A 25,168-nucleotide genomic window follows, 5' to 3' on the forward strand; every position below is an offset into this window, starting at 1 on the left:
GCCCAGTAATTCCGATTAACGCTTGCACCCTCCGTATTACCGCGGCTGCTGGCACGGAGTTAGCCGGTGCTTCTTCTGCGAGTAACGTCAATGCAATGTGCTATTAACACACTACCCTTCCTCCTCGCTGAAAGTGCTTTACAACCCGAAGGCCTTCTTCACACACGCGGCATGGCTGCATCAGGCTTGCGCCCATTGTGCAATATTCCCCACTGCTGCCTCCCGTAGGAGTCTGGACCGTGTCTCAGTTCCAGTGTGGCTGGTCATCCTCTCAGACCAGCTAGGGATCGTCGCCTAGGTGAGCCATTACCCCACCTACTAGCTAATCCCATCTGGGCACATCTGATGGCATGAGGCCCGAAGGTCCCCCACTTTGGTCCGTAGACGTTATGCGGTATTAGCTACCGTTTCCAGTAGTTATCCCCCTCCATCAGGCAGTTTCCCAGACATTACTCACCCGTCCGCCGCTCGTCACCCAGGAGCAAGCTCCCTGTGCTACCGCTCGACTTGCATGTGTTAGGCCTGCCGCCAGCGTTCAATCTGAGCCATGATCAAACTCTTCAATTAAAAGCTTGATTTGCTTCAACTCGTGAAGCGATGCTCGAAAATTAACTTTCGTAATATTCATCAGTTAAACACGTCAACTAAATGAATTACTGCTTGGTCACTCTTCAAGACTTGATATTTTTTTGAACCCGAAGGTTCTGGATATCGTCTTGTGGAGTGCCCACACAGATTGTCTGATAAATTGTTAAAGAGCAGTGAGTTAGGTTGCTAACTCGAGGTGGCGTATATTACGCTTTTCACCTGAAGAGTCAAGCTTTTTTCTTATTAAGAAACGGTGTTTTCACCGGCTTGAATCTTTCTGGCTGGGCGACTGGTTCTCGTTAGAGGAGTCGTTGTTCCCGGTCAGTGGAGGCGCATTATAGGGAGTTCTCAGAAGGCCGCAACCCCTAAATGCAAAAAACTTTTCAAGCGCTCAAATAACCACCAATAAAGCCATTTTAGGATATTTATTAGACGAAATTACGGGATTTTAGCGCCATTGCCAGGGCAAACAGCTTAAACCCAACCAAAGCCGATAAAAAAAGGGAGCGGTCGCCCGCTCCCTTTTATCGTAATCACTATATAGATAATAGATAGCCGTTACTGTTTGGCGACGATATGCTCGTCTTCGACATCCAGCGTCACCGGTATACCCGGGATCAGCTTGCCGGAAAGGATTTGCTGCGCCAGCGGGTTCTCGATCTCCTGCTGAATAGCTCGTTTCAGTGGACGAGCCCCATACACAGGATCGAAACCGGTTTTGCCCAACAGCTCCAACGCCGGTTCGGTCATAGTCACTTCGTAACCACGCTCTTCCAAACGTTTGTACAGACGTGCCAACTGAATCTTGGCGATCTCGGCGATGTGTTTCTGACCGAGCGGGTGGAACACTACCACCTCATCTATACGGTTGATGAATTCCGGGCGGAAGTGGTGCGTTACCATTTCCATTACCGATTCTTTCATCTGCGTATAGTTCATCTGACCAAAGTGTTCCTGGATCAGATCAGACCCCAGGTTGGAAGTCATGATCACCACCGTATTGCGGAAATCGACGGTACGGCCTTGACCATCGGTCAGGCGGCCATCATCCAATACCTGCAGCAGGATGTTGAACACATCCGGGTGCGCTTTCTCCACTTCATCCAGCAGGATCACTGAATAAGGTCTGCGACGCACTGCCTCGGTCAGATAACCGCCCTCTTCATAACCGACATAACCTGGAGGCGCCCCCACCAGCCGCGATACCGAATGTTTCTCCATAAACTCGGACATATCGATACGCACCATAGCGTCGTCGCTGTCGAACAGGAACGAAGCCAACGCTTTACACAGTTCGGTTTTACCTACCCCGGTCGGACCGAGGAACAGGAACGAACCGATAGGTCGGTTCGGATCTGACAGCCCGGCACGGCTACGACGGATCGCGTTGGATACCGCGCTCACCGCTTCGTTCTGGCCAATGACCCGCGAATGCAGCTCTTGTTCCAGACGTAACAGCTTATCCCGTTCGCCTTCCAGCATTCTGGCGACAGGAATACCGGTAGCGCGCGCCAGCACTTCAGCGATTTCTGCGTCGGTCACCCGGTTACGCAGCAGTTTCATAGTCTTGCCTTCGGCCAGCGTGGCAGCGGCAAGCTGTTTTTCCAGCTCTGGGATCTTGCCGTACTGCAGCTCCGACATCCGCCCCAGGTCGCCAACGCGACGCGCCTGCTCCAGGCTGATTTTGGCCTGCTCAAGATCCGCTTTAATATTTTGCGTGCCGGAGAGCGAAGCTTTTTCCGCTTTCCACTCTTCTTCCAGCTCTGAATACTCGCGTTCTTTCTGCTCCAGCTCACCGCTCAGCATTTCCAGGCGTTTCTTGCTGGCGTCGTCCGACTCTTTACTCAAGGCCTGCTGCTCCAGCTTGAGCTGAATAATCCGGCGCTCAAGGCGATCGAGCGATTCCGGCTTGGAGTCCATCTGCATGCGAATGCTGGACGCCGCCTCATCAATCAGGTCAATGGCCTTATCCGGCAGTTGACGATCGGAAATATAGCGGTGCGACAGCGTCGCCGCCGCAACGATTGCCGGGTCGGTGATCTGCACGTGGTGATGCAGTTCATAACGTTCTTTCAAACCGCGCAAGATAGCGATGGTGTCTTCAACACTGGGTTCGGCGACAAACACTTTCTGGAAACGACGTTCAAGCGCCGCGTCCTTCTCTATATATTGACGATATTCGTCGAGAGTTGTCGCGCCGACACAGTGAAGCTCCCCGCGTGCCAACGCAGGTTTCAACATATTGCCCGCATCCATCGCACCATCGGCTTTACCTGCACCAACCATTGTGTGCAGCTCATCTATAAACAGGATGACGCTGCCTTCCTGTTTAGACAGATCGCTCAAAACGGCTTTCAGACGCTCTTCAAACTCGCCGCGATATTTAGCACCAGCGATCAACGCCCCCATATCGAGGGACAACACGCGCTTATGCTTCAAACCTTCCGGCACTTCGCCATTGATGATGCGCTGAGCCAGGCCTTCGACGATGGCGGTTTTACCCACGCCAGGTTCGCCGATCAACACAGGGTTGTTTTTGGTACGACGTTGCAGCACCTGAATGGTACGGCGTATCTCTTCGTCACGGCCGATAACCGGGTCCAGTTTGCCCTGCTCAGCACGCTCGGTCAGATCGATAGTGTATTTCTTCAACGCCTGACGTTGGTCTTCAGCACCTTGATCTTCCACGCTATCACCGCCTCGCATTTGCTCAATGGCCTTACTGATTTTATCGGTCGTTGCACCGGCTGCTTTCAACAGATCGGTCAAGTTACCGCGATCTTCAAGCACCGCCAGAACAAAGAGTTCGGATGAGATAAATTTGTCCGCCCGCTTTTGTGCCAGCTTGTCGCACAAATTCAGGACACGCACCAGCTCATGCGACGGTTGAACGTCACCACCGGTACCTTCAACTTGAGGCAGACGAGACAAGGCCTGTTCGATCTCGGTGCGCACGCGCCCAGCATCGATACCGGCAGAAGTTAATAATGGGCGAACCGTGCCCCCATCCTGATTGAGCAGAGCGCTCATCAGATGTAACGGTTCAATAAATTGGTTGTCGCGCCCAAGGGCTAGAGATTGGGCATCGGCGAGGGCAAGCTGGAATTTGTTAGTAAGACGATCCAGACGCATAACACCTCCAAGATTGGTCGAAATTGCTACTGGAGATTAAATGAGGTCATCCCTCAAATTTTCAAGGTTATTTCGACTGTATATTTTCGGTACTACATCATGCGCCGTTGGACCGTCCTAATTCAATAGGTTATATCAGCCAGATTAAACTTGCCAGACGTCCGGTTATTCCGTCGCGTCGATAGGAGAAAAAATGACTGATTTCGCTCACCGTACAACGGTCTCCGCCATAGATAGCATGAACCCCTGCGCGTTGTAGACGCTGACGAGCCAGTAAATAGATATCTGCGAGATATTTATCGCCGCGAGGGGCAAAAGCCAGCTCAGCGCCGGGATCAACAGCAATAAATGCCGCGCGGACCTCCGGCCCTACCTCAAACTGCTGCGGGCCGATCGCCGGGCCGAGCCAAACGCTGATGCCTGCAGGCTGAGTGGAAAACGCCGCTAAAGTCTGCTCCAGCACGCCGTTACACAATCCACGCCAACCGGCATGAGCTGCAGCGACTTCATCACCAGACTGCGAGCAGAATAAAACCGGCAAGCAGTCTGCTGTCATCACTGCGCACACCTGCCCTGACACATTGCTGTAAACCGCGTCCGCTTGCAAATCGACAGGCGTTTGCCCATCCAGTCGCACCACGCGCGTGCCATGCACTTGCTCCAGCCAGACTGGCATCTGCGGCAGGTTCGCCGCCGCGACCAGACGTTGACGGTTATCCGCCACCGCCTGAGTCTCGTCACCCACGTGAGTGCCGAGATTGAGCGAACCGTACGGCGGCCGACTTACGCCACCGTTACGGGTGCTGCTGCAGGCTTTTACCCCTGCAGGCAGTGGCCAATCGGGCAAGATAAGCGAATCCATTACCAGTTCATCTGATCTTTGAATTCTTCGGTATCGAGCTTCAGTGCGTTAATCAGATCGACCATATCCTGCGGCAGCGGCGCATGCCACTCCATCTGGATACCGCTGATTGGATGATATAAACGCAGCATGGTGGCGTGCAGTGCCTGGCGATCGAAACCGCGCAGTGTGGCAATGAATGCCTCCGAAGCCCCTTTTGGCGGACGTGGACGACCACCGTACAGCTGATCGCCCACCAGCGGGTGGTTAATGTGCGACATATGCACACGGATCTGGTGGGTACGGCCGGTTTCCAGACGCAGACGCAGGCGAGTGTGTGCGCGGAAGTGTTCCATAATGCGGTAATGCGTCACCGCCGGTTTACCCATCGGGTGGACCGCCATGTGGGTACGTTTGGTTGAATGGCGCGAAATCGGCTCTTCGACGGTACCGCCGGCGGTCATGGTACCGATGGCGACAGCTTCGTATTCACGGGTGATTTCACGTGCCTGCAACGCTTCCACCAACCGGGTCTGCGCCGGAACGGTTTTCGCCACTACCATCAGACCGGTCGTGTCTTTGTCCAAACGGTGCACGATACCGGCACGCGGTACGTCGGCGATTTCAGGATAGTAATGCAGCAACGCATTGAGCACCGTGCCGTCCGGGTTACCGGCGCCAGGATGCACAACCAGGTCGCGCGGCTTGTTGATGACCAAAATGTCGCTGTCTTCGTAGACGATATTCAGCGCGATGTCCTGCGGTTCCCAACGGGCCTCTTCTTCTATCTGTGCATCAATGGCGACCGTCTCTCCCCCCAGCACCTTCTCTTTCGGTTTGTTTATCGTTTTGCCATTGACCTGCACCCGATCGTCCAGGATCCAATCTTTTATGCGAGATCGTGAATAATCAGGGAACAATTCGGCCAAAGCCTGATCTAAACGTTGTCCGAGTTGAGATTCGGCCACCGTTGCGGTGAGTTGTACTTGTTGTGCCATATGCAGCTTCTTCGTTAACGTTGGGTTTTCACGGCGATGCCGTTTAATATAATGTGCTATTGTAACTGGTCTTTGTCGGGAGCTTAACGGACAGTCTCCCGGAATAACACCCTGAGGATAATCAAAACGTCATGACGCGTATGAAATATCTGGTGGCGGCAGCCACGTTGAGCCTGGCGCTGGCAGGTTGCTCCACATCCAAGGATGCGGTTCCCGACAACCCGCCTTCGGAAATCTATGCTACTGCCCAGCAAAAACTGCAGGACGGTAACTTTAAGGGCGCGATTACGCAACTCGAAGCGTTAGATAACCGCTATCCTTTCGGACCCTACTCTCAGCAGGTACAGTTGGACCTGATTTATGCCTACTATAAATCTGCCGATTTACCTATGGCTCAGGCATCTATCGATCGTTTCATGCGTCTGAACCCAACGCACCCAAACATCGACTACGTGATGTATATGCGTGGCCTGACCGATATGGCGTTGGATGACAGTGCACTGCAAGGCTTCTTCGGGGTCGATCGTTCAGACCGCGATCCACAGCATGCTCGCGCTGCATTTCGCGATTTCAGCCAGCTGATTCAGCAGTACCCGAACAGCCAGTATGTAACCGATGCCAACAAGCGTCTGGTGTATCTGAAAGACCGCCTGGCCAAGTATGAGCTTTCGGTGGTGGAATACTACACTAAACGCGGTGCCTACGTCGCGGTCGTTAATCGTGCTGAACAGATGCTGCGTGAATTCCCTGATACTCAAGCGACGCGCGACGCGCTGCCGCTGATGGAAAATGCGTACAAGCAGTTGCAACTGAACGGTCAGGCCGACAAAGTGGCCAAAGTGATTAGCGCCAACCCGGCATAGTCTGATGGGTAACGGCAGGAAAACAAAACGGCAGCTTCGGCTGCCGTTTTTATTTGCTGTAAATTCACCCAATTCCGGATAAATACACAAGCAAAAACACGATGTTAGCAAGACTGCAACACCGCTTATCCTTTCAATAATGCGCGTTCCGCTTCCAAGACTCAAGCGTTAGATGGCCATTTCAGATGCTGAATCACAGATTGAACTAACTTTGCAAAAAGTGACAAAAAAACGTGATTTTCATCACGCATTTCAGCAAAAAGCGGGGTATGCTGGACTCATCCAAGACGGAAAGACAGAGAGGTAAGTTATATGACATTGAACATTACCAGCAAACAAATGGATATCACTCCCGCAATCCGCAGTCACGTCGAAGACCGTCTCACCAAACTGGAAAAATGGCAGGCCCAACTGATTAACCCGCATATCGTCTTATCCAAAGAACCGAAAGGGTTTGTTGCCGACGCCACCATTACCACACCTAACGGCCCGCTGGTCGCCAGCGCAAAACATGAAGACATGTATACCGCCGTTAACGAACTGATCGCCAAGCTGGAGCGTCAGTTGAACAAGGTGCAGCACAAAGGCGAAGCACGCCGTGCCGCCGCCAGCGTGAAGGACATCGTTCCGGAAGTGGAGCCGGAACAGGAATAACCGTTTAGCGGTTGTTTCACATCAAACGCGCCTGAGGGCGCGTTTTTTGTCTGGTTTTTTTATTGACGAGATAAAAACCTGCGGTTACTTTAAAACCTGTCTCACACACTTTGGATAGTACATGGTCCGTAAACCGTTTTTCTTCGCATTCTTTTTTACCTTCCCCTGATTGGGAGGCGTTTCGTCGTGTGATAAAGAATGCGAAGACGAACAGCAAAGCCTCCTGAAATCAGGGGGCTTTTTTTATGGCTATTTTACGACGTATAAAAATATAAGGCAGAAGCTGATTATGACCGACAACCCGTTACTCGTGCTGCGCCAACGCATCAGCGCACTGGATCTGAAACTGCTGTCCTTGCTGGCAGAACGCCGTGAGCTGGCGGTAGAAGTAGGTAAAACCAAGTTGCACTCTCATCGGCCAATCCGTGATAAAGAGCGTGAACGCGACCTGCTGGACGCCCTGATCGCCGCAGCCAAGCCCTACGATCTGGACGGATTTTACGTCACCCGTCTGTTTCAACTGATTATCGAAGACTCCGTACTGACTCAGCAGGCGCTGTTGCAGCATCAACTCAATCAAATCAGCCAGCATTCTGCCCGCATCGCTTTCCTTGGCCCGAAAGGCTCTTACTCACACCTGGCGGCCCGCCAATATGCTGCTCGCCATTTCGATCAGTTGATCGAGTGCGGTTGCCAGAAATTCCAGGATATCTTCACCCAGGTTGAAACCGGCCAGGCGGATTACGCCATCCTGCCGATCGAAAACACCAGCTCCGGCTCGATTAATGACGTTTACGACCTGCTGCAACACACCAGTTTGTCGATCGTCGGCGAACTGACTAACCCTATCGATCACTGTGTGCTGATCGCCAGCGATACCGACCTTGATCAGATCGAAACCGTATATAGCCACCCGCAACCTTTCCAACAGTGCAGCCAGTTTATTAATCGCTACCCGCACTGGAAAATCGAATACTGTGAAAGCACCGCTGCGGCAATGGAAAAAGTGGCAAAGTTGAACTCGCCAAAAGCGGCGGCGCTGGGCAGCGAAGCCGGCGGTGCGCTCTATGGCCTGCAGGTACTGGAACATAACCTTGCCAATCAGCAGCAGAACATTACTCGCTTTATCGTATTGGCGCGCAAGGCTATCGAAGTTTCCGAGCAGGTGCCGGCTAAGACCACGCTGATTATGGCCACCGGCCAGCAGTCGGGTGCCTTGGTGGAAGCGCTGCTGGTACTGCGCGACAACGGCATCATCATGACCAAGCTGGAATCGCGCCCGATTAACGGCAACCCGTGGGAAGAGATGTTTTATATCGATGTGCAAGCTAACCTGCGTTCTGAAGCGATGCAGAAGGCATTGAGAGATCTGACACCTATCACCCGCTCGCTGAAGGTGCTGGGGTGTTACCCGAGCGACACCGTGGTGCCAGTCAATCCGTCCTGAATACCATTAAAAAGGGTTCGGCATAGCCGAACCCTTATCATTATTGGCGACTGTCATTCGCCTGACGTAGCAGCGAACGGCTTTCCACCAGGAAACGCTGCGCATAGTCGCCAAACCAATGTTCGACCTTCTGAAAGCTTTGGATAAACGCCTGTTTATCGCCCTGCTCCAACAGTTTTATTGCCTCACCAAACCGCTGATAGTAACGCTTGATCAGCGCAATGTTCTCTTCGGAAGACATGATGATATCCGCGTACAGCTGCGGGTCTTGAGCAAACAGCCGCCCGACCATCGCCAACTCCAGCCGATAGATCGGTGAAGAAAGGGCCAGCAACTGCTCCAACTGCACGTTTTCCTCCGCCAGATGCAAACCATAAGCAAAGGTCGCAAAGTGGCGCAGGGCTTGAATAAACGCCATGTTCTGATCGTGCTCAACCGCGCTGATACGGTGCAAACGCGCCCCCCATACCTGTAGCTGTTCTAGCAACCATTGGTAGGCTTGCGGTTCGCGGCCATCGCAATAGACCACCACCTGCTTGGCCACGCTGCCTACGTCTGGGCCAAACATGGGATGCAGCCCCACCACTGGGCCATGGTGCGCCGCCAGCATGGCATTCAACGGGCGATTTTTTACCGAGGCCAGATCAACCAGAATACAGTCTGCAGGCAATGGCGGTAACCGCTCAATCACCTGTTCGGTGACGTGAATAGGGACGCTGACAATCACCATTCCGGCATCGGCAAGCAGCGTATCAGCCTGATTCCAGTCTTCCTGGTCCAACACTTTGACCTGGTAACCGGACAGCGTCAGCAAGCGATTAAACAACCGCCCCATTTGACCGTTGCCGCCGATAATGACGATCGGGCGCAGTTGCGGATGTAGCGTTTTAAAGCCTTTGTCGTTCTCGCTAACGTAAGACTCGCGCATCACCCGACGCAGCACGTCCTCAATCAAATCGGGCGGCACACCCAGGTTTTCCGCTTCTTGACGCCGTGAGGCCAGCATTGCCGCCTCACGCTCAGGAACATACACCGGTAAGCCATGGTGGCTTTTAACCTCTCCCACTTCCGCCACCAACTGCAGGCGTTTAGCCAACAGCTCCAGCAGCGCCTTATCCACTTCGTCGATTTGATCGCGCAACGCGGTCAGTTCAGCCACCATAACTTACTACTCTCCAGTGCGTGCCGTCAGCGCGGCGCCGAGTTCCTGGTGCATATGGCGCAGCAGCGTCTCTGTACTTTCCCAGTTAATACAGGCGTCGGTAACAGAAACCCCATAGCGCATATCTGCACGCGGTTGCTCAGAAGACTGGCTGCCTTCGTGCAAGTGGCTTTCCAGCATGATGCCGGTGATCGAACGGTTACCCGCTTTGATCTGCTCTACCACGGACTCGGCAACCGCCGGTTGACGGCGATAGTCTTTATTCGAGTTGCCATGGCTGCAATCTATCATCAAGGACGGGTGGAGTCCCGCATCCAGCATCTGTTTTTCACAGGCCGCCACGTCCTCAGCGCTGTAGTTTGGCGTTTTACCACCGCGCAGGATCACATGGCCATCAGGGTTACCCTGCGTCTGCAGCAGGCACACTTGCCCTGCCTGATTTATACCGACAAAACGGTGTGGCATTGCCGCGGCGCGCATAGCATTGATCGCCGTGCCCAAGCTGCCGTCGGTACCGTTTTTGAAACCTACCGGCATTGACAGCCCTGAAGCCATCTCACGGTGAGTTTGCGATTCAGTCGTGCGCGCACCAATCGCTGACCAGCTGAACAAATCGCCCAGGTATTGCGGACTGTTCGGATCCAACGCTTCGGTCGCCAACGGCAAGCCCATACCAACCAGATCCAGCAGCAGGCGACGCGCAATGTGCAGACCTGCTTCAACGTCAAACGAACCGTCCATGTATGGGTCGTTAATCAGACCTTTCCAGCCGACGGTGGTACGAGGTTTTTCAAAATAGACACGCATAACGATATACAGCTGATCGCTCAATTCAGCTGACAGGGTTTTCAAATGACGGGCGTAATCAAGTGCCGCATCCGGGTCGTGAATAGAACAAGGTCCGCACACCACCAGCAGGCGATGATCGCGCCCCTGCAGAATATCGGCGATGGTTTTGCGTGCCGTGGCGATTTCATTCTCGTCGCTGGCACTAAGCGGGAACTGGTTCTTCAGCTCTTCCGGAGTAATCAGAATCTGTTCTGCACTGATATGAACGTTATTGAGCGCGTCTTTTTGCATGATGCTATTCCTGTCGTTTGCCGTTATGCGTAAGCGTTGATAGAACATTGAGCGTTTCAGGTTCTTACCCTATCACGAAATGTAAAGATTTCAATCCATTTGGTGTAAATAAAAAATTACCACAAATAAAAAGCGCTAAATAAGTCATGAAAACAACACAGAAAATCACCTAACATAATGATTATTAATTATTTTTAAGGCTTTCGCCTACACGAAGCTTCCTTGCACACCAAAATGCTAAAACCCGACAAAATCGTAAACAATTCGATACACTAGAAACGCAACGACCCACATGCCTCATCCACCGAACGTTCAAAAGCCTGAGGTTTACCCTTTCCACAGCAGAGAACCTTAACGGGTAAATCAAATCACCTAAAAATTAAACAACTGAAACACAAATAACAAACAATAAACCGGCAATTTATTTTCAATTACTTTCCACTATTAATTAAAATACAAAAACATGAGTAAAACCTATTGAATAAATATTGCGGAACTTCACAGTTATCGCGCGAAAAATAAATAATTATGGTGTTATTCGTTCGCACCTCTTTAGGGTTAATCTGCGTAGACAGAGCCCGTATCACCTGCATTGAGAATGTATGAGCGTTAGCTGCTTTTCATTTCTTGACAAGGGACTATCATGATCACTTTGCAGTTCTTAATTATTATAATCTGCTTATTAGTCGGCACTCGGTTTGGCGGTATGGGGCTGGGCCTAATAAGCGGTATTGGTTTATTCCTCTTATGTTTTATATTCGGGTTGGAACCAGGTAAACCTCCCGTTGAGGTTATGCTGACTATTCTTGCCGTAATCGGTTGTGCTTCAGTGTTGCAAACTGCCGGCGGTTTGAACGTGATGATGCAATATGCAGAGCGACTGCTGCGCCGCCACCCACAGCACATCACGCTGCTTGCTCCTTTCACCACCTGGACTCTGACGTTCCTGTGCGGCACAGGGCATGTGGTGTACACCATGTTCCCGATCATTTCCGATATCGCCATCAAAAAAGGGATCCGCCCAGAACGCCCAATGGCCGTGGCTTCCGTCGCCTCGCAAATGGCCATCACAGCTTCGCCGGTTTCCGTGGCCGTTGTGTCTCTGGTTTCAATCATTGCCGCAGGACATGGGATTGGCAAAGCTTACACGCTGGTAGAAATCCTTGCCGTCTCGATCCCGGCTTCATTAGTCGGGGTGCTAATGGCGGCCTTATGGAGCCTGCGCCGCGGTAAAGATCTGGATAAGGACGCTGAATTCCAGGAAAAAATCAAAGATCCAGAACAACGGGCCTATATTTTTGGCAGCACCGAAACACTGCTCAATCAGAGATTCCCCAAGCAGGCTTACTGGTCCACAGCGATCTTCTTTGCGGCTATCGCCATCGTCGTGCTCTTGGGGGCTTTTGCTGATTTACGCCCTTCCTTTGCCAATGCCAAAGGGGTACTGAAACCGCTGTCTATGAATCTGGTGATCCAGATGATGATGCTGATCGCCGGTGCCGTTATTCTGATGGGCTGCAAAGTCAAACCCGGCGATATTGCCAATGGTGCGGTTTTCAAAGCCGGCATGGTCGCTATTTTTTCCGTATTCGGCGTGGCGTGGATGAGTGATACCTTCTTCCAGGCACATATGGGAGAGTTAAAACTCCTGCTTGAAGACGTGGTAAAAAGTCAGCCGTGGACTTACGCGATCGTTCTGTTCCTGGTTTCCAAGCTGGTCAACAGCCAGGCAGCTGCGCTCACCGCGATTGCCCCAATGGCGCTGCAGTTGGGCGTCGACCCCAAAATACTGCTGGCTTTCTTCCCGGCCGCGTACGGTTACTTCGTCTTGCCCACTTATCCAAGCGATTTGGCCTGCATCGGTTTTGACCGTTCTGGAACAACGCGCATCGGCAAATTTATCATCAACCACAGCTTTATTATTCCTGGCCTGATCGGCGTGCTGTGTTCCTGTATCACCGGATATCTTCTGGTCACCACCTTCCTGTAATCATTTCCCCAACGGCAACGGTATTCCCCGTTGCCGCCCACACCATTGACCACATAAATAATAATGGCAATCAGTATTTTATGCCGTTAACAGGGTTAAAAGTCAGTAGAAGAAAAGTGAATAAGTGAGGACGAAAAATTAAAAACTTAAGCTAATAGTCGCTATTTTGGTCGCAATGGCGAACCGATATAATGTGACCGAAATCACTTATAACCACTCTTAACAACTGGATCAAAAATGCTCTCTTTACGCGCTCGCCGCGCTATTCCGCTGTTCATTAGCTGCTTAACGACTTTCACCAGTGTTTCAGCCCTTGCCGACAATACGCTTTTCACCGCGATGGACGATCCGGCCACCGCCAAAAAACCGTTTGAAGGCAACGTCCAGGCCGGTTACAACTCGCAGTCAGGCAACTCACAAAGCTCTACCCTGTTGGCCAATACCAGCATGACCTGGTTCAACAGCGATGCCGCTTACAGCCTGTGGGGTGCGGCCAACAACACCACATCCTCCAACGTGCGCTCGTCAGAAAAGTATCAGGCCGGCGGCCGTACCCGTTATAACCTGTCCGATCGTAACTACCTGTTCGGTCAGGCGAGCTGGCTGAGCGATCGCTTCAACGGTTATGATTCCCGCTCGACGCTGACCGGCGGTTATGGTCGCCAAATCCTCAATGGGCCGCTTAGCGATCTGCGAGTTGAATTCGGTCCGGGCGTGCGTCACGACGAATACCATGGCGGTGGGCGTTCCACCAAAGCGCTGGCTTACGGTGCGGCCAACTATTCGTACCAATTGACCGACAATACCAAGTTCTCTGAAGGCGTTTCCGCGCTGGCGAACGAAGAAACCACGCTGAACTCCGAAACCGCACTCAGCGTCGCCATTAACGAAAAGTTCGCGTTGCGTCTGGCTTACACCGTGACTTACAACAGCAAGCCTCCAGCCTCTGCGCCAAAGAATACCGACACCACCACTTCTATCAGCCTGGTGTACGGTTTGTAATCCTTCTTACTTCTGCACCTGTTATACGACTAAGCCCATCATTGATGGGCTTTTTTTATGCCTGAAAATCAAATTTAGACATTTTGCTAAAAACATAACGTTTACTATTGACGAGTTTAGCAAATAGCTTAATACTGTATGCATACACAGTATTAATTGAATGGGTGCAGAGCATGAGAAAACTCAATCATCGCGGCTGAAGCCGTTACTACCATCAGGAGTGTCCGTTAATAAGCTGGGGTGTAACTCCCACCTAATTAGGCAGGCTGCTGATTTTGATTGTGGCTTAATGCCCAACCCGTTTTCACTTAAAATATTGCAAGGGGGTTTTTATGATGCACTGTCCACTCTGCGGTAGCGTGGCCCATACTCGCTCCAGCCGTTATCTGAGCGAAGCGACCAAAGAGCGCTATCACCAATGCCAAAACATTAACTGCAGCTGTACCTTTGCCACGCACGAGTCTGTCGCTCGCGTGATTGTAAAGCCTGGCGATATCGTTCCTGCACAGCCACATCCGGAAAAAAGCAAACAGCGCGCCGCGGCGCTGTAATGCAAAGAGCCTGCAAACGCAGGCTTTTTTATGCCTGTAAAAACGGGCGTCCTGGGAGCATTTTCGCATCTTGCAGATGCAATCCCCGATCTGCAGGCATAAAAAAAGGGGTTGGCACAGTGCCAACCCCTTCATAGCTATTAACTTTTGGATGCAGCGTTAGCCGACGCGGTTCAGACGCTCTTTGATACGAGCAGACTTACCAGTACGCTCACGCAGATAGTACAGTTTGGCTTTACGAACGGCACCACGACGTTTAACAGTAATGCTGTCGATTACTGGGGAGTGAGTCTGGAATACACGCTCAACACCTTCGCCGTTGGAAATCTTACGAACAGTGAATGCAGAGTGCAGACCGCGGTTACGGATAGCGATAACCACGCCCTCGAATGCCTGCAGACGTTTTTTGCTACCTTCAACGACCCATACCTTAACTTCCACGGAATCACCCGGACGGAATGCAGGTACGTCTTGCTTCATCTGCTCTTGTTCAATTTGCTTAATAATGTTGCTCATAATATGTCTCTTACCCTAGGTAAACTGATATATCGGTCCCGTCGAGCCAGTTGCTCAGACGTTCCCTTCATAGTCCTGTTGCTTGGCCTGATGTTCCCGTTGGAACTCAGCCAGCAACACCGCTTGCTCGTCAGTCAGAGCTAGGCTTTCTAGAAGTTCAGGTCTTCTAAGCCAGGTACGGCCCAGCGACTGCTTTAAGCGCCAGCGACGTATCTCGGCATGGTTGCCCGACAGTAAGACTGGCGGAACTTCCATCCCTTCCAACACCTCAGGACGGGTATAGTGCGGGCAGTCCAGCAATCCATCGACAAAAGAATCTTCTTCTGCTGAGGCCTGATGGCCCAGCACACCCGGTATAAAACGGGCGACTGAATCAATCAGGGTCATTGCCGGCAGTTCCCCGCCGCTGAGTACGTAATCGCCGATTGACCATTCTTCATCAATTTCGGTTTGGATTACGCGCTCGTCTACCCCTTCATAACGACCGCACACCAGAATCATCTTCTGGTTGGTCGCCAGTTCGCATACGCCGGTTTGATCCAGCTTACGCCCCTGAGGTGACAGATAAATCACCTTTGCTCCCTCGCCTGCCGCTGCTTTTGCTGCATGAATGGCTTCCCGCAAGGGTTGCACCATCATCAACATTCCCGGGCCGCCGCCATAAGGGCGATCGTCCACGGTACGATGCCGGTCGTAGGTGAAGTCACGTGGACTCCAACACTGCACGCTCAGCAGGCCATTTTTTACTGCCCGGCCAGTCACCCCGTAATCGGTGATTGCGCGGAACATCTCAGGAAACAGGCTTACAATACCAATGAACACAAGCCAATCCCCATACTGTCATTCCACTTGTTTCGACCGTTTGATTCGGAGGTCAAAAACCAGGATCCCAATCTGCTTCAATCACGCGAGCAGTGAGATCGACTTTCTTGATAACCTGCCCATGAAGAAACGGGACCAACCGCTCCTTCATGCCGAACGCATCTTTCAGGTTAGCTTTCACTACCATCACGTCGTTTGAACCGGTTTCCATCATATCGACGACTTTACCCAGTTCGTAACCGGTGGTCGTGACTACCTGGCAGCCCATAAGGTCTTTCCAGTAGTAATCATCACCCACCAACGGAGGAAGTTGTTCCGAATCCACCTGAATTTCGCAATTGGTCAGTAGATTCGCAGCATCCCGATCATCAACGCCTTTGACTTTGATGATCAGATCCTGACTGTGGCGCTTCCAGTCTTCCAACTCGACAAGCTGCCATTGACCCGCCCGCTGGATAAACCACGGCTGATAGTCAAAAATGCTTTCGGCGTTCTCGGTGGATGAAAATACTCTGAGCCAACCACGAATGCCGTAAGTAGACCCCATTTTACCGAGTACAATCGGCTGCTTAGGTGCTACCGGTTTGAGTTGCTTGCTCATTGCCACCACCGCGACAGATTAAGCTGCTTTCTTAGCGTCTTTGATCAGCGCGTGAACGCGATCAGAAACGGTTGCACCCAGACCGACCCAATGTTCGATGCGGTCCAGGTCCAGACGCAGTGCTTCAGCCTGACCAGATGCGATCGGGTTGAAGAAGCCTACGCGCTCGATGAAACGACCATCACGAGCATTGCGGCTGTCGGTCACTACTACTTGATAGAACGGACGCTTTTTAGCGCCGCCACGTGCCAAACGAATTGTTACCATAACATCCTCTTTAGTTAATAAAACAGCCGGGCCCCATTGAGGGAACGGGGCCCGGTTGCAATATAAAAAGCCCGAAAATTTTACTCATTTTGGCGCAAAAAGCAATCTAAAGCGTAGATCAGCGTCAACTACTTTTTGCAGCCGGTAATATTCCGGGCGGTTTTTGCCGCGAACGGCAAATGCTTAAACACGCTCACCCCAAGGGGCACGCGCCTGTCAGCGGCCTGGGAAGCCCGGCGGCATCATACCTTTCATGCCGCGCATCATCTTCGCCATTCCGCCTTTCTTCATCTTTTTCATCATGCGCTGCATTTCGTCGAACTGCTTCAACAAGCGGTTAACGTCCTGCACCTGCATACCGGAACCCATCGCAATGCGGCGCTTGCGCGAGCCTTTGATGATTTCCGGTTTGGCGCGCTCTTTCAGCGTCATCGAGTTGATGATTGCTTCCATACGCACCAGAACCTTGTCGTCCATTTGCGATTTCACATTGTCCGGCAGTTGGCCGGCGCCAGGCAGTTTGCTCAGCATGCTGGCCATACCGCCCATGTTACGCATCTGCTTCAGCTGTTCCAGGAAGTCGGTCAGATCAAAACCGTCACCTTTCTTCAGCTTGTTAGCCAGTTTCTCCGCCTGCTCGCGGTCAACTTTGCTTTCGATATCTTCGATCAGCGACAGCACATCGCCCATGCCCAGAATGCGTGATGCCACGCGGTCCGGATGGAAGGGCTCCAGCGCTTCGGTCTTCTCGCCCACGCCGAGGAACTTGATCGGCTTGCCCGTGATGTGACGGATAGACAACGCGGCACCGCCACGCGCATCACCGTCGACCTTGGTCAGTACCACACCGGTCAGCGGTAATGCTTCATTAAAGGCCTTGGCCGTGTTGGCAGCATCCTGGCCGGTCATGGCGTCGACCACAAACAGGGTTTCCACCGGCTTGATCGCCGCGTGCACCTGCTTGATTTCGTCCATCATCGCTTCGTCAACGTGCAAACGGCCGGCGGTATCGACGATCAGTACGTCGTAGAACTTCAGCTTGGCCTGTTGCAGCGCACGGTTAACGATGTCGATCGGTTTTTCTTTGACATCAGACGGGAAGAAGTCGATGCCGACGCTTTCCGCCAGGGTTTCCAGCTGTTTGATCGCCGCTGGGCGATAAACGTCGGCGGAAACCACCAGGACTTTTTTCTTCTGTTTTTCTTTCAGGAATTTACCAAGCTTGGCGACGCTGGTGGTTTTACCGGCACCCTGCAGGCCCGCCATCAGCACCACTGCCGGCGGTTGCGCCGCCAGGTTCAGCTCGGTGTTCACTTCGCCCATCGCGGCAATCAGCTCGCTCTTGACGATCTTGACGAACTCTTGCCCCGGCGTCAGGCTTTTGTTGACTTCATGACCTACCGCGCTCTCTTTCACGCGGTTGATAAAGTCCCGCACGACCGGTAACGCAACGTCCGCTTCCAGCAATGCCATGCGCACTTCACGCAGGGTTTCCTTGATATTTTCTTCGGTCAGCCGCCCACGGCCGCTGATATTGCGCAGGGTGCGCGACAAACGATCGGTTAAATTTTCAAACATCGTCTCATGCTCAACGTGTAATGACAGGCCGCTCTGGCGACATAATTGCGGCGATTATAACACGAAGCGTAGAGGATCTCTGCCTCAGCGTTGGAGATCGGTTGGAGTGGGACGCGCTCGACGCTATACTGACAATCCAATTCACCACGTCGAAGCAAAATTAAACGCTATGCCAGTTTTCTCCATTGTGGCTTTGATCGCCTACCTGCTCAGCCTTGGACTGATTATTCCCAGCTTGTTGCGGAAGAACAGCGCATACCGTCGGCTTGCTCTCGTCTCGGCGGTGGTGGCGCTAATTTGCCACGCCATCGCACTTCAGCAGCGTATCTTTGACGTCAGCGCCGGGCAAAATCTCAGCTTGCTGAACATAGGTTCGATAGTCAGCCTGATCATTTGCTCGGTCATGACCTTCGTGGCTTCGCGCGATCGCGGCTGGTTCCTGCTGCCTATCGTTTACAGCTTCGCGATGATCAACCTGGCCTTCGCCAGCTTTATGCCGGGTGAATTTATTACGCATCTGGAAGCCAGCCCGGAACTGATGGTGCATATCGGCCTGGCGCTGTTCTCCTACGCTACGCTGATCATTGCCGCGCTGTATGCGCTGCAACTGGCCTGGCTGGATTACCTGCTGAAAAACAAAAAGCTGTCTTTCAGCGCCGATATGCCGCCGTTGATGAGCATCGAACGCAAGATGTTCCACATCACCCAGATAGGCGTCGTGTTGCTCACGCTCACGTTGTGCACCGGGCTGCTTTATATGGATAACCTGTTCAGCAAAGAGAACGTGCACAAAGCCGTGTTGTCCATCATGGCGTGGTTTGTGTATATCGTCTTGCTATGGGGCCATTATCACGAAGGCTGGCGCGGTCGCCGCGTCGTTTGGTTCAGCTTTGCCGGTGCCTTCCTACTCACGCTGGCCTACTTTGGCAGCCGTCTGATTCAGCAAGTGATGGTTCGCTAAGCTCTCAGGCACTCTTTCTCCATACATAAGGAATACCGCGTTGGAGCACGTTTCGACAGGGACCCTGATCATTATCCTGGTGGTCATGATTGTGGTTTCCGCTTACTTCTCAGCATCCGAAACCGGCATGATGACGCTGAACCGCTATCGTCTGCGTCATCTCTCCAAACAGGGCAACCGTTCCGCCCGCCGGGTCGAAAAGCTGCTGCAAAAACCGGATCGCCTGATAGGCCTGGTGCTGATTGGCAATAACCTGGTCAACATTCTGGCTTCGGCGCTGGCCACCATTGTCGGTATGCGCCTGTATGGCGATTTGGGCGTTGCCATCGCCACCGGCGTACTGACCTTCGCCGTGCTGCTGTTCGCCGAAGTGCTGCCAAAAACCTTTGCCGCCCTGTATCCGGAACGCATCGCATTCCCCAGCAGCTTCTTGCTGGCACCGCTGCAAAAGGTGATGTTCCCACTGGTGTGGCTGCTCAATGGCATCACCACGCTGATTTTACGGCTGTTCGGCATTCGCACCAATGTGCGGATCAGCGACGCAGTCAGCAAGGACGAGCTGCGCACCATTGTGAAGGAATCGCACTCGCAGATTTCTCGTCGCAATCAGGACATGCTGATCTCGGTGTTGGATCTGGAGAAGGTGACGGTCGATGACATTATGGTGCCACGCAATGAGATTGTCGGCATCGATGTCAACGACGACTGGAAGTCGATCATGCGTCAGCTTACTCACTCCCCGCACGGCCGCATCGTGCTTTACCGCACCTCGCTGGATGATGCCATCGGCATGCTGCGGGTACGTGAAGCCTACCGCCTGATGACCGAGAAGAAAGAGTTCAACAAAGAGAACCTGCTGCGCGCCGCCGACGAAATTTATTATGTGCCCGAAGGCACACCGCTGAACGTCCAGTTGGTGAAGTTCCAGCGCAACAAAGAGAAAGTCGGCATCGTGGTCGATGAATACGGCGACATTCAGGGGCTGGTGACGGTCGAGGATATCCTGGAGGAGATCGTCGGCGATTTCACCACGTCCATGTCGCCAACGCTGGCAGAAGAGGTTAATCCGCAAAGTGACGGCTCCGTGCTGATAGACGGCACAGCCAACGTGCGCGAGTTAAACAAGGCATTCAACTGGACGTTGCCGGCCACCGACGCGCGTACCATCAACGGCATGCTTTTGGAAGAACTGGAAGAGATCCCGGAGGTCGGCACCCGTGTTCGCATCGGCCATTACGACATCAGCATCCTCGACGTGCAGGACAATATGATCAAACAGGTGCGGGTCACGCCGATCAAGTCGCTGCAGTCCAGCGTTCAGCAACGCTGACCAGCCGCCAGAAAGGAAAAAAGACGCGAATATCGCGTCTTTTTTTATCGCTGTCGCCCGATGGCGAACTAGATGTGCAGTTCCTGCAGCTTCTCTTTCGGCAGCGCCAGCTCTTCGTTGTGGTTCACTACGACGTCATGGTCAAGAATGTGCTTCGCGATTTCCTGTGCCTCTTCCAGCGAGTGCATATGGTAAGTCCCGCACTGGAATTCGTTCAACTCAGGAATTTTACGCTGGTCAGTCACTTTCAGCACGTCGGCCATCGCTGCTTTCCACGCATCGGCAACACGCTGCTCTTCCGGCACGCCAATCAGGCTCATGTAGAAACCGGTGCGGCACCCCATTGGGGAGATATCGATAATCTCGACGCCCTGACCATTCAGGTGGTCACGCATAAAGCCTGCAAACAGGTGTTCCAGCGTATGAATGCCGCGCTCTGGCATCACTTCCAGGTTCGGCCGGCAGAAGCGCAGATCGAACACGGTGATGGTATCGCCATGAGGAGTTTTCATGGTTTTCGCGACGCGGACAGCCGGGGCTGCCATGCGGGTATGGTCTACGGTGAAGCTATCCAGCAGTGGCATTTCGTTACCTCCTCGTAAAAGAGTATTTATTTCGAAACTTTTTTATCTAACCAGGAAACCTTTTCCAACCCAGCGAGTCTGAGTATGTGAAAGACGCGCATTTGTTATCATCATCCCTGTCATCAGAGATGCATATTTGGCCACATTGATGTGGCCTTTTCTTTTTTAGCCCCCGCCGTGTTGCTTCAGGAACTCTTCAAAGCTTAGCGTATCACTGGCTTCTATGTTGCGTTGACGCTGCCACGAGGCTTTCTGCTCTTGTGCCAACTCAGCCTCCGTCAAAATCTCTAACGGCTCTTCCGTCAGCATCTGACGATACTGCTCGGCCAGCTGCAGGCCCACACGCCCCGTCCCCTCTTCCTTCATCGCCTTCAGGATACGAGCGGAAAACGTCAAATCAGGATCGTCAAACGCCGCGACCAGTTCGTCACACACCTGCTGATACTGGCGATCGCCAGCTTCGCTATCCAACACTTCAGCCACGCGACGCAGATCGTCAAACAGTGCTTTACCTACTTTTGCCAGCGGTTCACGGCTGTCATCACACCCGATGCCGATGGTTTGGCCCGGCTTACGCCCTTCCAGGATCACCCGATTCCAGTTCTTGCGCGTACACAGCAATTCATCGCTGCTCATCTCTGGCGCATCGGCCAGCACGCACCACACCAGGAACAGGTCCAGGAAACGCGCCTGAACCGCATCCACGCCGATAGGCGAGAATGGGTTGATGTCCAGCGAGCGAACTTCAATGTATTCGATACCGCCGCGCAAAAGCGCATCTGACGGCGTCTCGCCACTTTTGGTCACACGCTTCGGCCGGATTGGCGCATAGAGTTCGTTTTCGATCTGAAGCACGTTACTGTTCAGTTGCAGATAACGATCGCCATCCTTCACGCCCAGTTTGGCAAACTCTTCGGAAGGCGTGGCAATTGCTCGCTTCAGGCCTTCGACATAGCTTTGTAGATCGTTGAAGGTGATACCCAAATTGCTCTGAGATTTATTGGTGTAGCCCAGGTCACTCAACCGCAGCGAGGTGGCATACGGCAGATAACACATGCCCTGCTCGGTTCGCTCAAACGGCAACGAGGTTTCACGCCCTTTCAGGAACGAGGAACAGATTGCCGGCGATGCACCGAACAGATACGGGATCACCCAGCCAAAACGGTAATAGTTACGGATCAGGCGGAAATAGCCCGCAGAAATCTGCTCTTTACCGCTTTCGGCATCTTTGACGCCAGCCCATGCCTGCCAGAACTCCAGCGGCAATGAGAAATTGTAGTGCACGCCAGAAATGGTCTGCATCAGCGCACCGTAGCGGTTCTTCAACCCTTCACGGTACAGCGTTTTCATGCGGCCAATGTTCGACGAACCGAACTGTGCCAGCTCAATGTCCTGCTCGGCTTCAATAAAGCACGGCATGCTGAGTGGCCACATACGCTCATCACCCAGATTGCGCGCTACGTAACGGTGAATATCACGCAAGAACGTCAGCATGTGATCGAGGTTATCGTCAACCGGCGTAATAAACTCTAACAGCGCCTCAGCAAAGTCTGTGGTTATCCAGTGGTGCGTTAATGCCGCCCCCAGTTTCTCCGGATGTCCGGTTGTTGCCAGCGTTCCGTTTTCGGTGACACGCAGCGTTTCACGCTCAATGCCGCGACGGATGCCTTTTAATGCATGGGGATGGGCTTCCAACCAAGAAAGCGCCTGGGATACGTCCGGGATCAAATTGACCTCCCGCTTCTAAAAACAATAACTCGTAAGCATACTGAATCTGCACCCGAGAGAATATTGAGTTATATTCACGTCGTTAATGCCACCAGGCCATTCCCTGTAACGTTATCATAGTCAAAATGATGTAACGCAGCGCCTTTCCGATACACAGAAACAGCGCGACAGGGCCCCAGGGCATGCGCAGCCAGCCTGCCAACACGCACAACAAATCGCCCACTACCGGTACCCAACTGAGCAACAGCGCAGCCGGGCCAAAGCGTTGCATCCACCCGAGCGCTGTATCCAGCCCTCGCTGCGGTTTCAACGCCGGTAACAGACGCCCGATAATGACATTGGTCAGCCCGCCAAGGGTATTACCCAACGTCGCGGCCAACACCAGCAACTCTGGTGAGACACGGCTGTTGGTCAGCAAGGCAACCAAAACAATTTCTGAATTTCCCGGCAGCAACGTCGCACTGAGAAAGCTGCTACCGAATAACGACATGACGGCCAGCGTACTACTCACAGCGTACGGACGTCTACCACGGCCATATTGGCGCTTTTCGCTGCCTGAATACCGAAGTCTGCGTCTTCAAACACCACGCATTTCTCCGGCGGCACACCTATCAGTTCGGCGCAGCGCAGGAAGGTATCCGGTTCCGGCTTGTGGCGTTGCACGTCATCGGCACCCACAATCGCATCGAAGCAGTGGAACAGGCCCAGATGGCGCAGCAGGGTTTCTGCCATGCGATGCTCACTGCCGGTGCCCACCGCCATTGGACGGCGACCATGATAAGCTTTGACCACCTCGATTAACGGCAATGGGCGCACGCTGTCCAACAGCATCGCTTCTACCGCGCGGGTTTTCTCTGCAGCCAACTGATGGGGATCGAGATCGGCTTGATGACTGGCAAGGATCGCCTGGGCAATGCGCCAGGTCGGAGAACCGCTCAATGCCACCATCGCCGCCTCATCAAACGTCATACCGTAACGGGACAGCACCTCGTGCCACGCCTTGCGATGCGTCGGCTCGGTATCGAGAATGGTGCCGTCCATGTCGAAAATAAGACCCTGATAGCGGTCGTACATCGTTACTCCATGATCGTTGAGGAAAGAAAACTACTTTAGCGTAAAGCCGGAAGGTTGTCGCTGATCGCGTAATAGCGGAATGTGCTGTGCGTGAGAGTGAAGGACCGGGGGTTCAATAATCTATGTTCGGGGCCAGAAAGCGAAAAACCCGCCGAAGCGGGTTTTTCTTAGATGGTGCATCCAGGAGGATGATTCGGCTGCGCCTCTCCCTGCGGGCCGTTGCTGAAGCAACGTTGTCTCGCTACGCTCGGCTCGAACCTCCAACCGCTCTCCTCGCGGTCGGAAAAGCGAAAAACCCGCCGAAGCGGGTTTTTCTTTAGATGGTGCATCCAGGAGGATTCGAACCTCCGACCGCTCGGTTCGTAGCCGAGTACTCTATCCAGCTGAGCTATGGATGCATTACTAATTTTTTTGGTTTGTCTGCTTGAAGAAACAAGTTCGACAGAAAGAATGGTGCATCCAGGAGGATTCGAACCTCCGACCGCTCGGTTCGTAGCCGAGTACTCTATCCAGCTGAGCTATGGATGCACAGGAATTCTTTTTTGATACCGTATGGTACGTTGTTACTACCCCACCATACTGCAAAATATGGTGCATCCAGGAGGATTCGAACCTCCGACCGCTCGGTTCGTAGCCGAGTACTCTATCCAGCTGAGCTATGGATGCAAATGGCGGTGAGGCGGGGATTCGAACCCCGGATGCAGCTTTTGACCGCATACTCCCTTAGCAGGGGAGCGCCTTCAGCCTCTCGGCCACCTCACCATACGCTTCTTTCGAATTGTGCCTAACTTGCTTTGGAGAAGCTCATCGGCACTGCGTGGCGCACATATTACTTTCTCCGACTTTTAAGTCAAACAATTTTTCCCAACTCATGCGCGTTTGCACAATTCACACTCAACATGGGCGATTTCACGGCAAAAAGAGTGTTTTATCAACAGGCAACCATAGCGAAATAGCAAACAAAGTCAGGGAGGCAGCAAAAAGATTTAATCGGAGAAGTCAGGAAAGAAACGGTGATAGGCACAAAAAAGCGCAGTAGCGTCTCGCTGAGCAACGAGACGCTGCTTCGAAATCAGTAAGTCGTCTGTTGAGACTTCTCTGCCTGAATGCGCTGATAGATTTCTTCGCGGTGAACTGACACCTCTTTGGGGGCATTCACACCAATACGAACCTGGTTGCCCTTGACCCCTAGCACTGTGACCGTGACCTCATCGCCAATCATGAGGGTTTCACCAACTCGACGAGTCAGAATTAACATTCTTTGCTCCTTGAAAGATTAAAAGAGTCGGGTCTCTCAGTTTCCCCGTCATTATCCATCATATGCTGTGAAAACGTAAGTCATGTAACCCACAATAAGTGTAAGCAGACTTGGTCTCACCTCAGATAATGATAAGTTTAG

General features: G+C 52.7%; 24 protein-coding genes, 4 tRNA genes, 1 rRNA gene, 1 other RNA gene and 1 other annotated feature. Of the genes, 9 read left to right on the top strand and 21 right to left on the bottom strand.

Features of this window, described 5'->3' with window-relative positions:
• The 4 genes from M2407_RS18040 to rluD form a co-directional block, all read right to left on the bottom strand.
• Positions 1–567, bottom strand: a 16S ribosomal RNA gene (locus M2407_RS18040); the annotation flags it as partial.
• 579 nt (positions 568–1,146) lie between these two features.
• The gene (gene clpB / locus M2407_RS18045; protein WP_020825302.1) at positions 1,147–3,720 is read right to left on the bottom strand and encodes an ATP-dependent chaperone ClpB; all 2,574 of its coding nucleotides are present in this window, start codon (positions 3,718–3,720) and stop codon (positions 1,147–1,149) included.
• A 130-nt stretch (positions 3,721–3,850) separates the two neighbouring features.
• The gene (gene yfiH, locus M2407_RS18050) at positions 3,851–4,582 is read right to left on the bottom strand and encodes a purine nucleoside phosphorylase YfiH (protein WP_128864978.1); all 732 of its coding nucleotides are present in this window, start codon (positions 4,580–4,582) and stop codon (positions 3,851–3,853) included.
• Positions 4,582–5,559 (bottom strand): 23S rRNA pseudouridine(1911/1915/1917) synthase RluD, encoded by a 978-nt coding sequence (gene rluD, locus M2407_RS18055; protein WP_020825300.1) that lies wholly within the window; start codon positions 5,557–5,559, stop codon positions 4,582–4,584. The genes yfiH and rluD overlap by 1 nt, the downstream gene beginning before the upstream one ends.
• Positions 5,560–5,690: 131 nt before the next feature.
• On the opposite strand from rluD, the gene bamD reads away from it, so the two are divergent.
• The 4 genes from bamD (at position 5,691) to pheA (ending at position 8,523) form a co-directional block, all read left to right on the top strand.
• Positions 5,691–6,422 (top strand): outer membrane protein assembly factor BamD, encoded by a 732-nt coding sequence (gene bamD, locus M2407_RS18060; protein ID WP_020825299.1) that lies wholly within the window; start codon positions 5,691–5,693, stop codon positions 6,420–6,422.
• Between the two features lie 312 nt (positions 6,423–6,734).
• Complete coding sequence (raiA, locus tag M2407_RS18065) at positions 6,735–7,076, top strand: ribosome-associated translation inhibitor RaiA (RefSeq protein WP_020825298.1); 342 nt, start codon at positions 6,735–6,737, stop codon at positions 7,074–7,076.
• 120 nt (positions 7,077–7,196) lie between these two features.
• Positions 7,197–7,323 (top strand) — a sequence feature (Phe leader region).
• Positions 7,198–7,245: a pheA operon leader peptide PheL gene (gene pheL, locus M2407_RS18070; protein ID WP_187962929.1), complete on the top strand. Its 48-nt coding sequence runs from the start codon at positions 7,198–7,200 to the stop codon at positions 7,243–7,245. Its footprint overlaps the feature before it by 48 nt.
• Positions 7,324–7,365: 42 nt before the next feature.
• Complete coding sequence (gene pheA, locus M2407_RS18075; RefSeq protein WP_020825297.1) at positions 7,366–8,523, top strand: bifunctional chorismate mutase/prephenate dehydratase; 1,158 nt, start codon at positions 7,366–7,368, stop codon at positions 8,521–8,523.
• Between the two features lie 40 nt (positions 8,524–8,563).
• On the opposite strand, the gene tyrA is transcribed toward pheA, so the two are convergent.
• Together tyrA and M2407_RS18085 are read right to left on the bottom strand one after the other, a co-directional pair.
• Positions 8,564–9,685, bottom strand: coding sequence for a bifunctional chorismate mutase/prephenate dehydrogenase (gene tyrA / locus M2407_RS18080; protein WP_020825296.1), 1,122 nt, complete (start codon positions 9,683–9,685; stop codon positions 8,564–8,566).
• 6 nt (positions 9,686–9,691) lie between these two features.
• On the bottom strand, positions 9,692–10,765 hold the full coding sequence (locus tag M2407_RS18085) for a 3-deoxy-7-phosphoheptulonate synthase (protein WP_020825295.1): 1,074 nt from the start codon (positions 10,763–10,765) through the stop codon (positions 9,692–9,694).
• Between the two features lie 643 nt (positions 10,766–11,408).
• Here M2407_RS18085 and M2407_RS18090 point away from each other — a divergent pair.
• The 3 genes from M2407_RS18090 (at position 11,409) to M2407_RS18100 (ending at position 14,308) form a co-directional block, all read left to right on the top strand.
• Positions 11,409–12,755: an anaerobic C4-dicarboxylate transporter gene (locus tag M2407_RS18090; RefSeq protein ID WP_259218837.1), complete on the top strand. Its 1,347-nt coding sequence runs from the start codon at positions 11,409–11,411 to the stop codon at positions 12,753–12,755.
• Positions 12,756–12,992: 237 nt separating this feature from the next.
• A complete protein-coding gene (locus M2407_RS18095; RefSeq protein ID WP_020825294.1) occupies positions 12,993–13,757 on the top strand; it encodes a YdiY family protein in 765 nt (254 codons plus the stop codon).
• Between the two features lie 332 nt (positions 13,758–14,089).
• Positions 14,090–14,308 (top strand): DNA-binding transcriptional regulator, encoded by a 219-nt coding sequence (locus tag M2407_RS18100; protein WP_020825293.1) that lies wholly within the window; start codon positions 14,090–14,092, stop codon positions 14,306–14,308.
• 159 nt (positions 14,309–14,467) lie between these two features.
• On the opposite strand, the gene rplS is transcribed toward M2407_RS18100, so the two are convergent.
• The 5 genes from rplS to ffh form a co-directional block, all read right to left on the bottom strand.
• Positions 14,468–14,824, bottom strand: coding sequence for a 50S ribosomal protein L19 (rplS, locus tag M2407_RS18105; RefSeq protein WP_004950372.1), 357 nt, complete (start codon positions 14,822–14,824; stop codon positions 14,468–14,470).
• A 54-nt stretch (positions 14,825–14,878) separates the two neighbouring features.
• The gene (gene trmD / locus M2407_RS18110) at positions 14,879–15,646 is read right to left on the bottom strand and encodes a tRNA (guanosine(37)-N1)-methyltransferase TrmD (RefSeq protein ID WP_020825292.1); all 768 of its coding nucleotides are present in this window, start codon (positions 15,644–15,646) and stop codon (positions 14,879–14,881) included.
• Between the two features lie 52 nt (positions 15,647–15,698).
• Complete coding sequence (gene rimM, locus M2407_RS18115) at positions 15,699–16,247, bottom strand: ribosome maturation factor RimM (protein WP_020825291.1); 549 nt, start codon at positions 16,245–16,247, stop codon at positions 15,699–15,701.
• 18 nt (positions 16,248–16,265) lie between these two features.
• Positions 16,266–16,514, bottom strand: a complete 249-nt coding sequence (gene rpsP / locus M2407_RS18120; RefSeq protein WP_004932501.1) for a 30S ribosomal protein S16 — start codon at positions 16,512–16,514, stop codon at positions 16,266–16,268.
• Between the two features lie 216 nt (positions 16,515–16,730).
• On the bottom strand, positions 16,731–18,092 hold the full coding sequence (gene ffh, locus M2407_RS18125) for a signal recognition particle protein (RefSeq protein ID WP_020825290.1): 1,362 nt from the start codon (positions 18,090–18,092) through the stop codon (positions 16,731–16,733).
• Between the two features lie 169 nt (positions 18,093–18,261).
• Here ffh and M2407_RS18130 point away from each other — a divergent pair, with 169 nt between their 5' ends.
• Both M2407_RS18130 and M2407_RS18135 read left to right on the top strand, forming a co-directional pair.
• A complete protein-coding gene (locus M2407_RS18130) occupies positions 18,262–19,053 on the top strand; it encodes an inner membrane protein YpjD (RefSeq protein WP_020825289.1) in 792 nt (263 codons plus the stop codon).
• Between the two features lie 40 nt (positions 19,054–19,093).
• Positions 19,094–20,383, top strand: coding sequence for an HlyC/CorC family transporter (locus M2407_RS18135; RefSeq protein WP_046374472.1), 1,290 nt, complete (start codon positions 19,094–19,096; stop codon positions 20,381–20,383).
• A gap of 68 nt (positions 20,384–20,451) precedes the next feature.
• On the opposite strand, the gene luxS is transcribed toward M2407_RS18135, so the two are convergent.
• The 10 genes from luxS to csrA form a co-directional block, all read right to left on the bottom strand.
• Positions 20,452–20,967, bottom strand: a complete 516-nt coding sequence (gene luxS / locus M2407_RS18140) for an S-ribosylhomocysteine lyase (RefSeq protein WP_020825287.1) — start codon at positions 20,965–20,967, stop codon at positions 20,452–20,454.
• A 165-nt stretch (positions 20,968–21,132) separates the two neighbouring features.
• Positions 21,133–22,695: a glutamate--cysteine ligase gene (gene gshA, locus M2407_RS18145; protein WP_041414227.1), complete on the bottom strand. Its 1,563-nt coding sequence runs from the start codon at positions 22,693–22,695 to the stop codon at positions 21,133–21,135.
• 82 nt (positions 22,696–22,777) lie between these two features.
• Entirely contained in the window at positions 22,778–23,206 is a 429-nt protein-coding gene (locus M2407_RS18150) for a YqaA family protein (protein ID WP_041414225.1), read from the bottom strand.
• A complete protein-coding gene (gene yqaB, locus M2407_RS18155) occupies positions 23,203–23,769 on the bottom strand; it encodes a fructose-1-phosphate/6-phosphogluconate phosphatase (protein ID WP_020825284.1) in 567 nt (188 codons plus the stop codon). The genes M2407_RS18150 and yqaB overlap by 4 nt, the downstream gene beginning before the upstream one ends.
• Before the next feature lie 172 nt (positions 23,770–23,941).
• Positions 23,942–24,061, bottom strand: a non-coding RNA gene (locus M2407_RS18160) — RtT sRNA.
• Positions 24,062–24,090: 29 nt separating this feature from the next.
• Positions 24,091–24,167: transfer RNA gene (locus M2407_RS18165), tRNA-Arg, on the bottom strand.
• Positions 24,168–24,220: 53 nt separating this feature from the next.
• Positions 24,221–24,297: transfer RNA gene (locus M2407_RS18170), tRNA-Arg, on the bottom strand.
• 61 nt (positions 24,298–24,358) lie between these two features.
• Positions 24,359–24,435 (bottom strand) — tRNA-Arg (locus M2407_RS18175).
• 3 nt (positions 24,436–24,438) lie between these two features.
• A tRNA-Ser gene (locus tag M2407_RS18180) sits at positions 24,439–24,531 on the bottom strand.
• A gap of 310 nt (positions 24,532–24,841) precedes the next feature.
• Complete coding sequence (gene csrA, locus M2407_RS18185; RefSeq protein ID WP_004091602.1) at positions 24,842–25,027, bottom strand: carbon storage regulator CsrA; 186 nt, start codon at positions 25,025–25,027, stop codon at positions 24,842–24,844.
• Positions 25,028–25,168: the final 141 nt, after the last annotated feature.

This window comes from Serratia sp. BIGb0234 (genome assembly GCF_024809915.1).
Lineage (GTDB): Bacteria > Pseudomonadota > Gammaproteobacteria > Enterobacterales > Enterobacteriaceae > Serratia > Serratia liquefaciens.

Bases quoted from the DNA above. Each gene is read 5' to 3' on its own strand.
- luxS (WP_020825287.1), bottom strand. From the start codon at position 20,967: ATGCCACTGCTGGATAGCTTCACCGTAGACCATACCCGCATGGCAGCC.
- clpB (WP_020825302.1), bottom strand. From the start codon at position 3,720: ATGCGTCTGGATCGTCTTACTAACAAATTCCAGCTTGCCCTCGCCGAT.
- raiA (WP_020825298.1), top strand. From the start codon at position 6,735: ATGACATTGAACATTACCAGCAAACAAATGGATATCACTCCCGCAATC.
- M2407_RS18090 (WP_259218837.1), top strand. From the start codon at position 11,409: ATGATCACTTTGCAGTTCTTAATTATTATAATCTGCTTATTAGTCGGC.
- yfiH (WP_128864978.1), bottom strand. From the start codon at position 4,582: ATGGATTCGCTTATCTTGCCCGATTGGCCACTGCCTGCAGGGGTAAAA.
- yqaB (WP_020825284.1), bottom strand. From the start codon at position 23,769: ATGTACGACCGCTATCAGGGTCTTATTTTCGACATGGACGGCACCATT.
- tyrA (WP_020825296.1), bottom strand. From the start codon at position 9,685: ATGGTGGCTGAACTGACCGCGTTGCGCGATCAAATCGACGAAGTGGAT.
- pheA (WP_020825297.1), top strand. From the start codon at position 7,366: ATGACCGACAACCCGTTACTCGTGCTGCGCCAACGCATCAGCGCACTG.
- M2407_RS18085 (WP_020825295.1), bottom strand. From the start codon at position 10,765: ATGCAAAAAGACGCGCTCAATAACGTTCATATCAGTGCAGAACAGATT.
- ffh (WP_020825290.1), bottom strand. From the start codon at position 18,092: ATGTTTGAAAATTTAACCGATCGTTTGTCGCGCACCCTGCGCAATATC.
- rimM (WP_020825291.1), bottom strand. From the start codon at position 16,247: ATGAGCAAGCAACTCAAACCGGTAGCACCTAAGCAGCCGATTGTACTC.
- M2407_RS18095 (WP_020825294.1), top strand. From the start codon at position 12,993: ATGCTCTCTTTACGCGCTCGCCGCGCTATTCCGCTGTTCATTAGCTGC.
- M2407_RS18130 (WP_020825289.1), top strand. From the start codon at position 18,262: ATGCCAGTTTTCTCCATTGTGGCTTTGATCGCCTACCTGCTCAGCCTT.
- bamD (WP_020825299.1), top strand. From the start codon at position 5,691: ATGACGCGTATGAAATATCTGGTGGCGGCAGCCACGTTGAGCCTGGCG.
- rpsP (WP_004932501.1), bottom strand. From the start codon at position 16,514: ATGGTAACAATTCGTTTGGCACGTGGCGGCGCTAAAAAGCGTCCGTTC.
- M2407_RS18100 (WP_020825293.1), top strand. From the start codon at position 14,090: ATGATGCACTGTCCACTCTGCGGTAGCGTGGCCCATACTCGCTCCAGC.
- csrA (WP_004091602.1), bottom strand. From the start codon at position 25,027: ATGTTAATTCTGACTCGTCGAGTTGGTGAAACCCTCATGATTGGCGAT.
- rluD (WP_020825300.1), bottom strand. From the start codon at position 5,559: ATGGCACAACAAGTACAACTCACCGCAACGGTGGCCGAATCTCAACTC.
- rplS (WP_004950372.1), bottom strand. From the start codon at position 14,824: ATGAGCAACATTATTAAGCAAATTGAACAAGAGCAGATGAAGCAAGAC.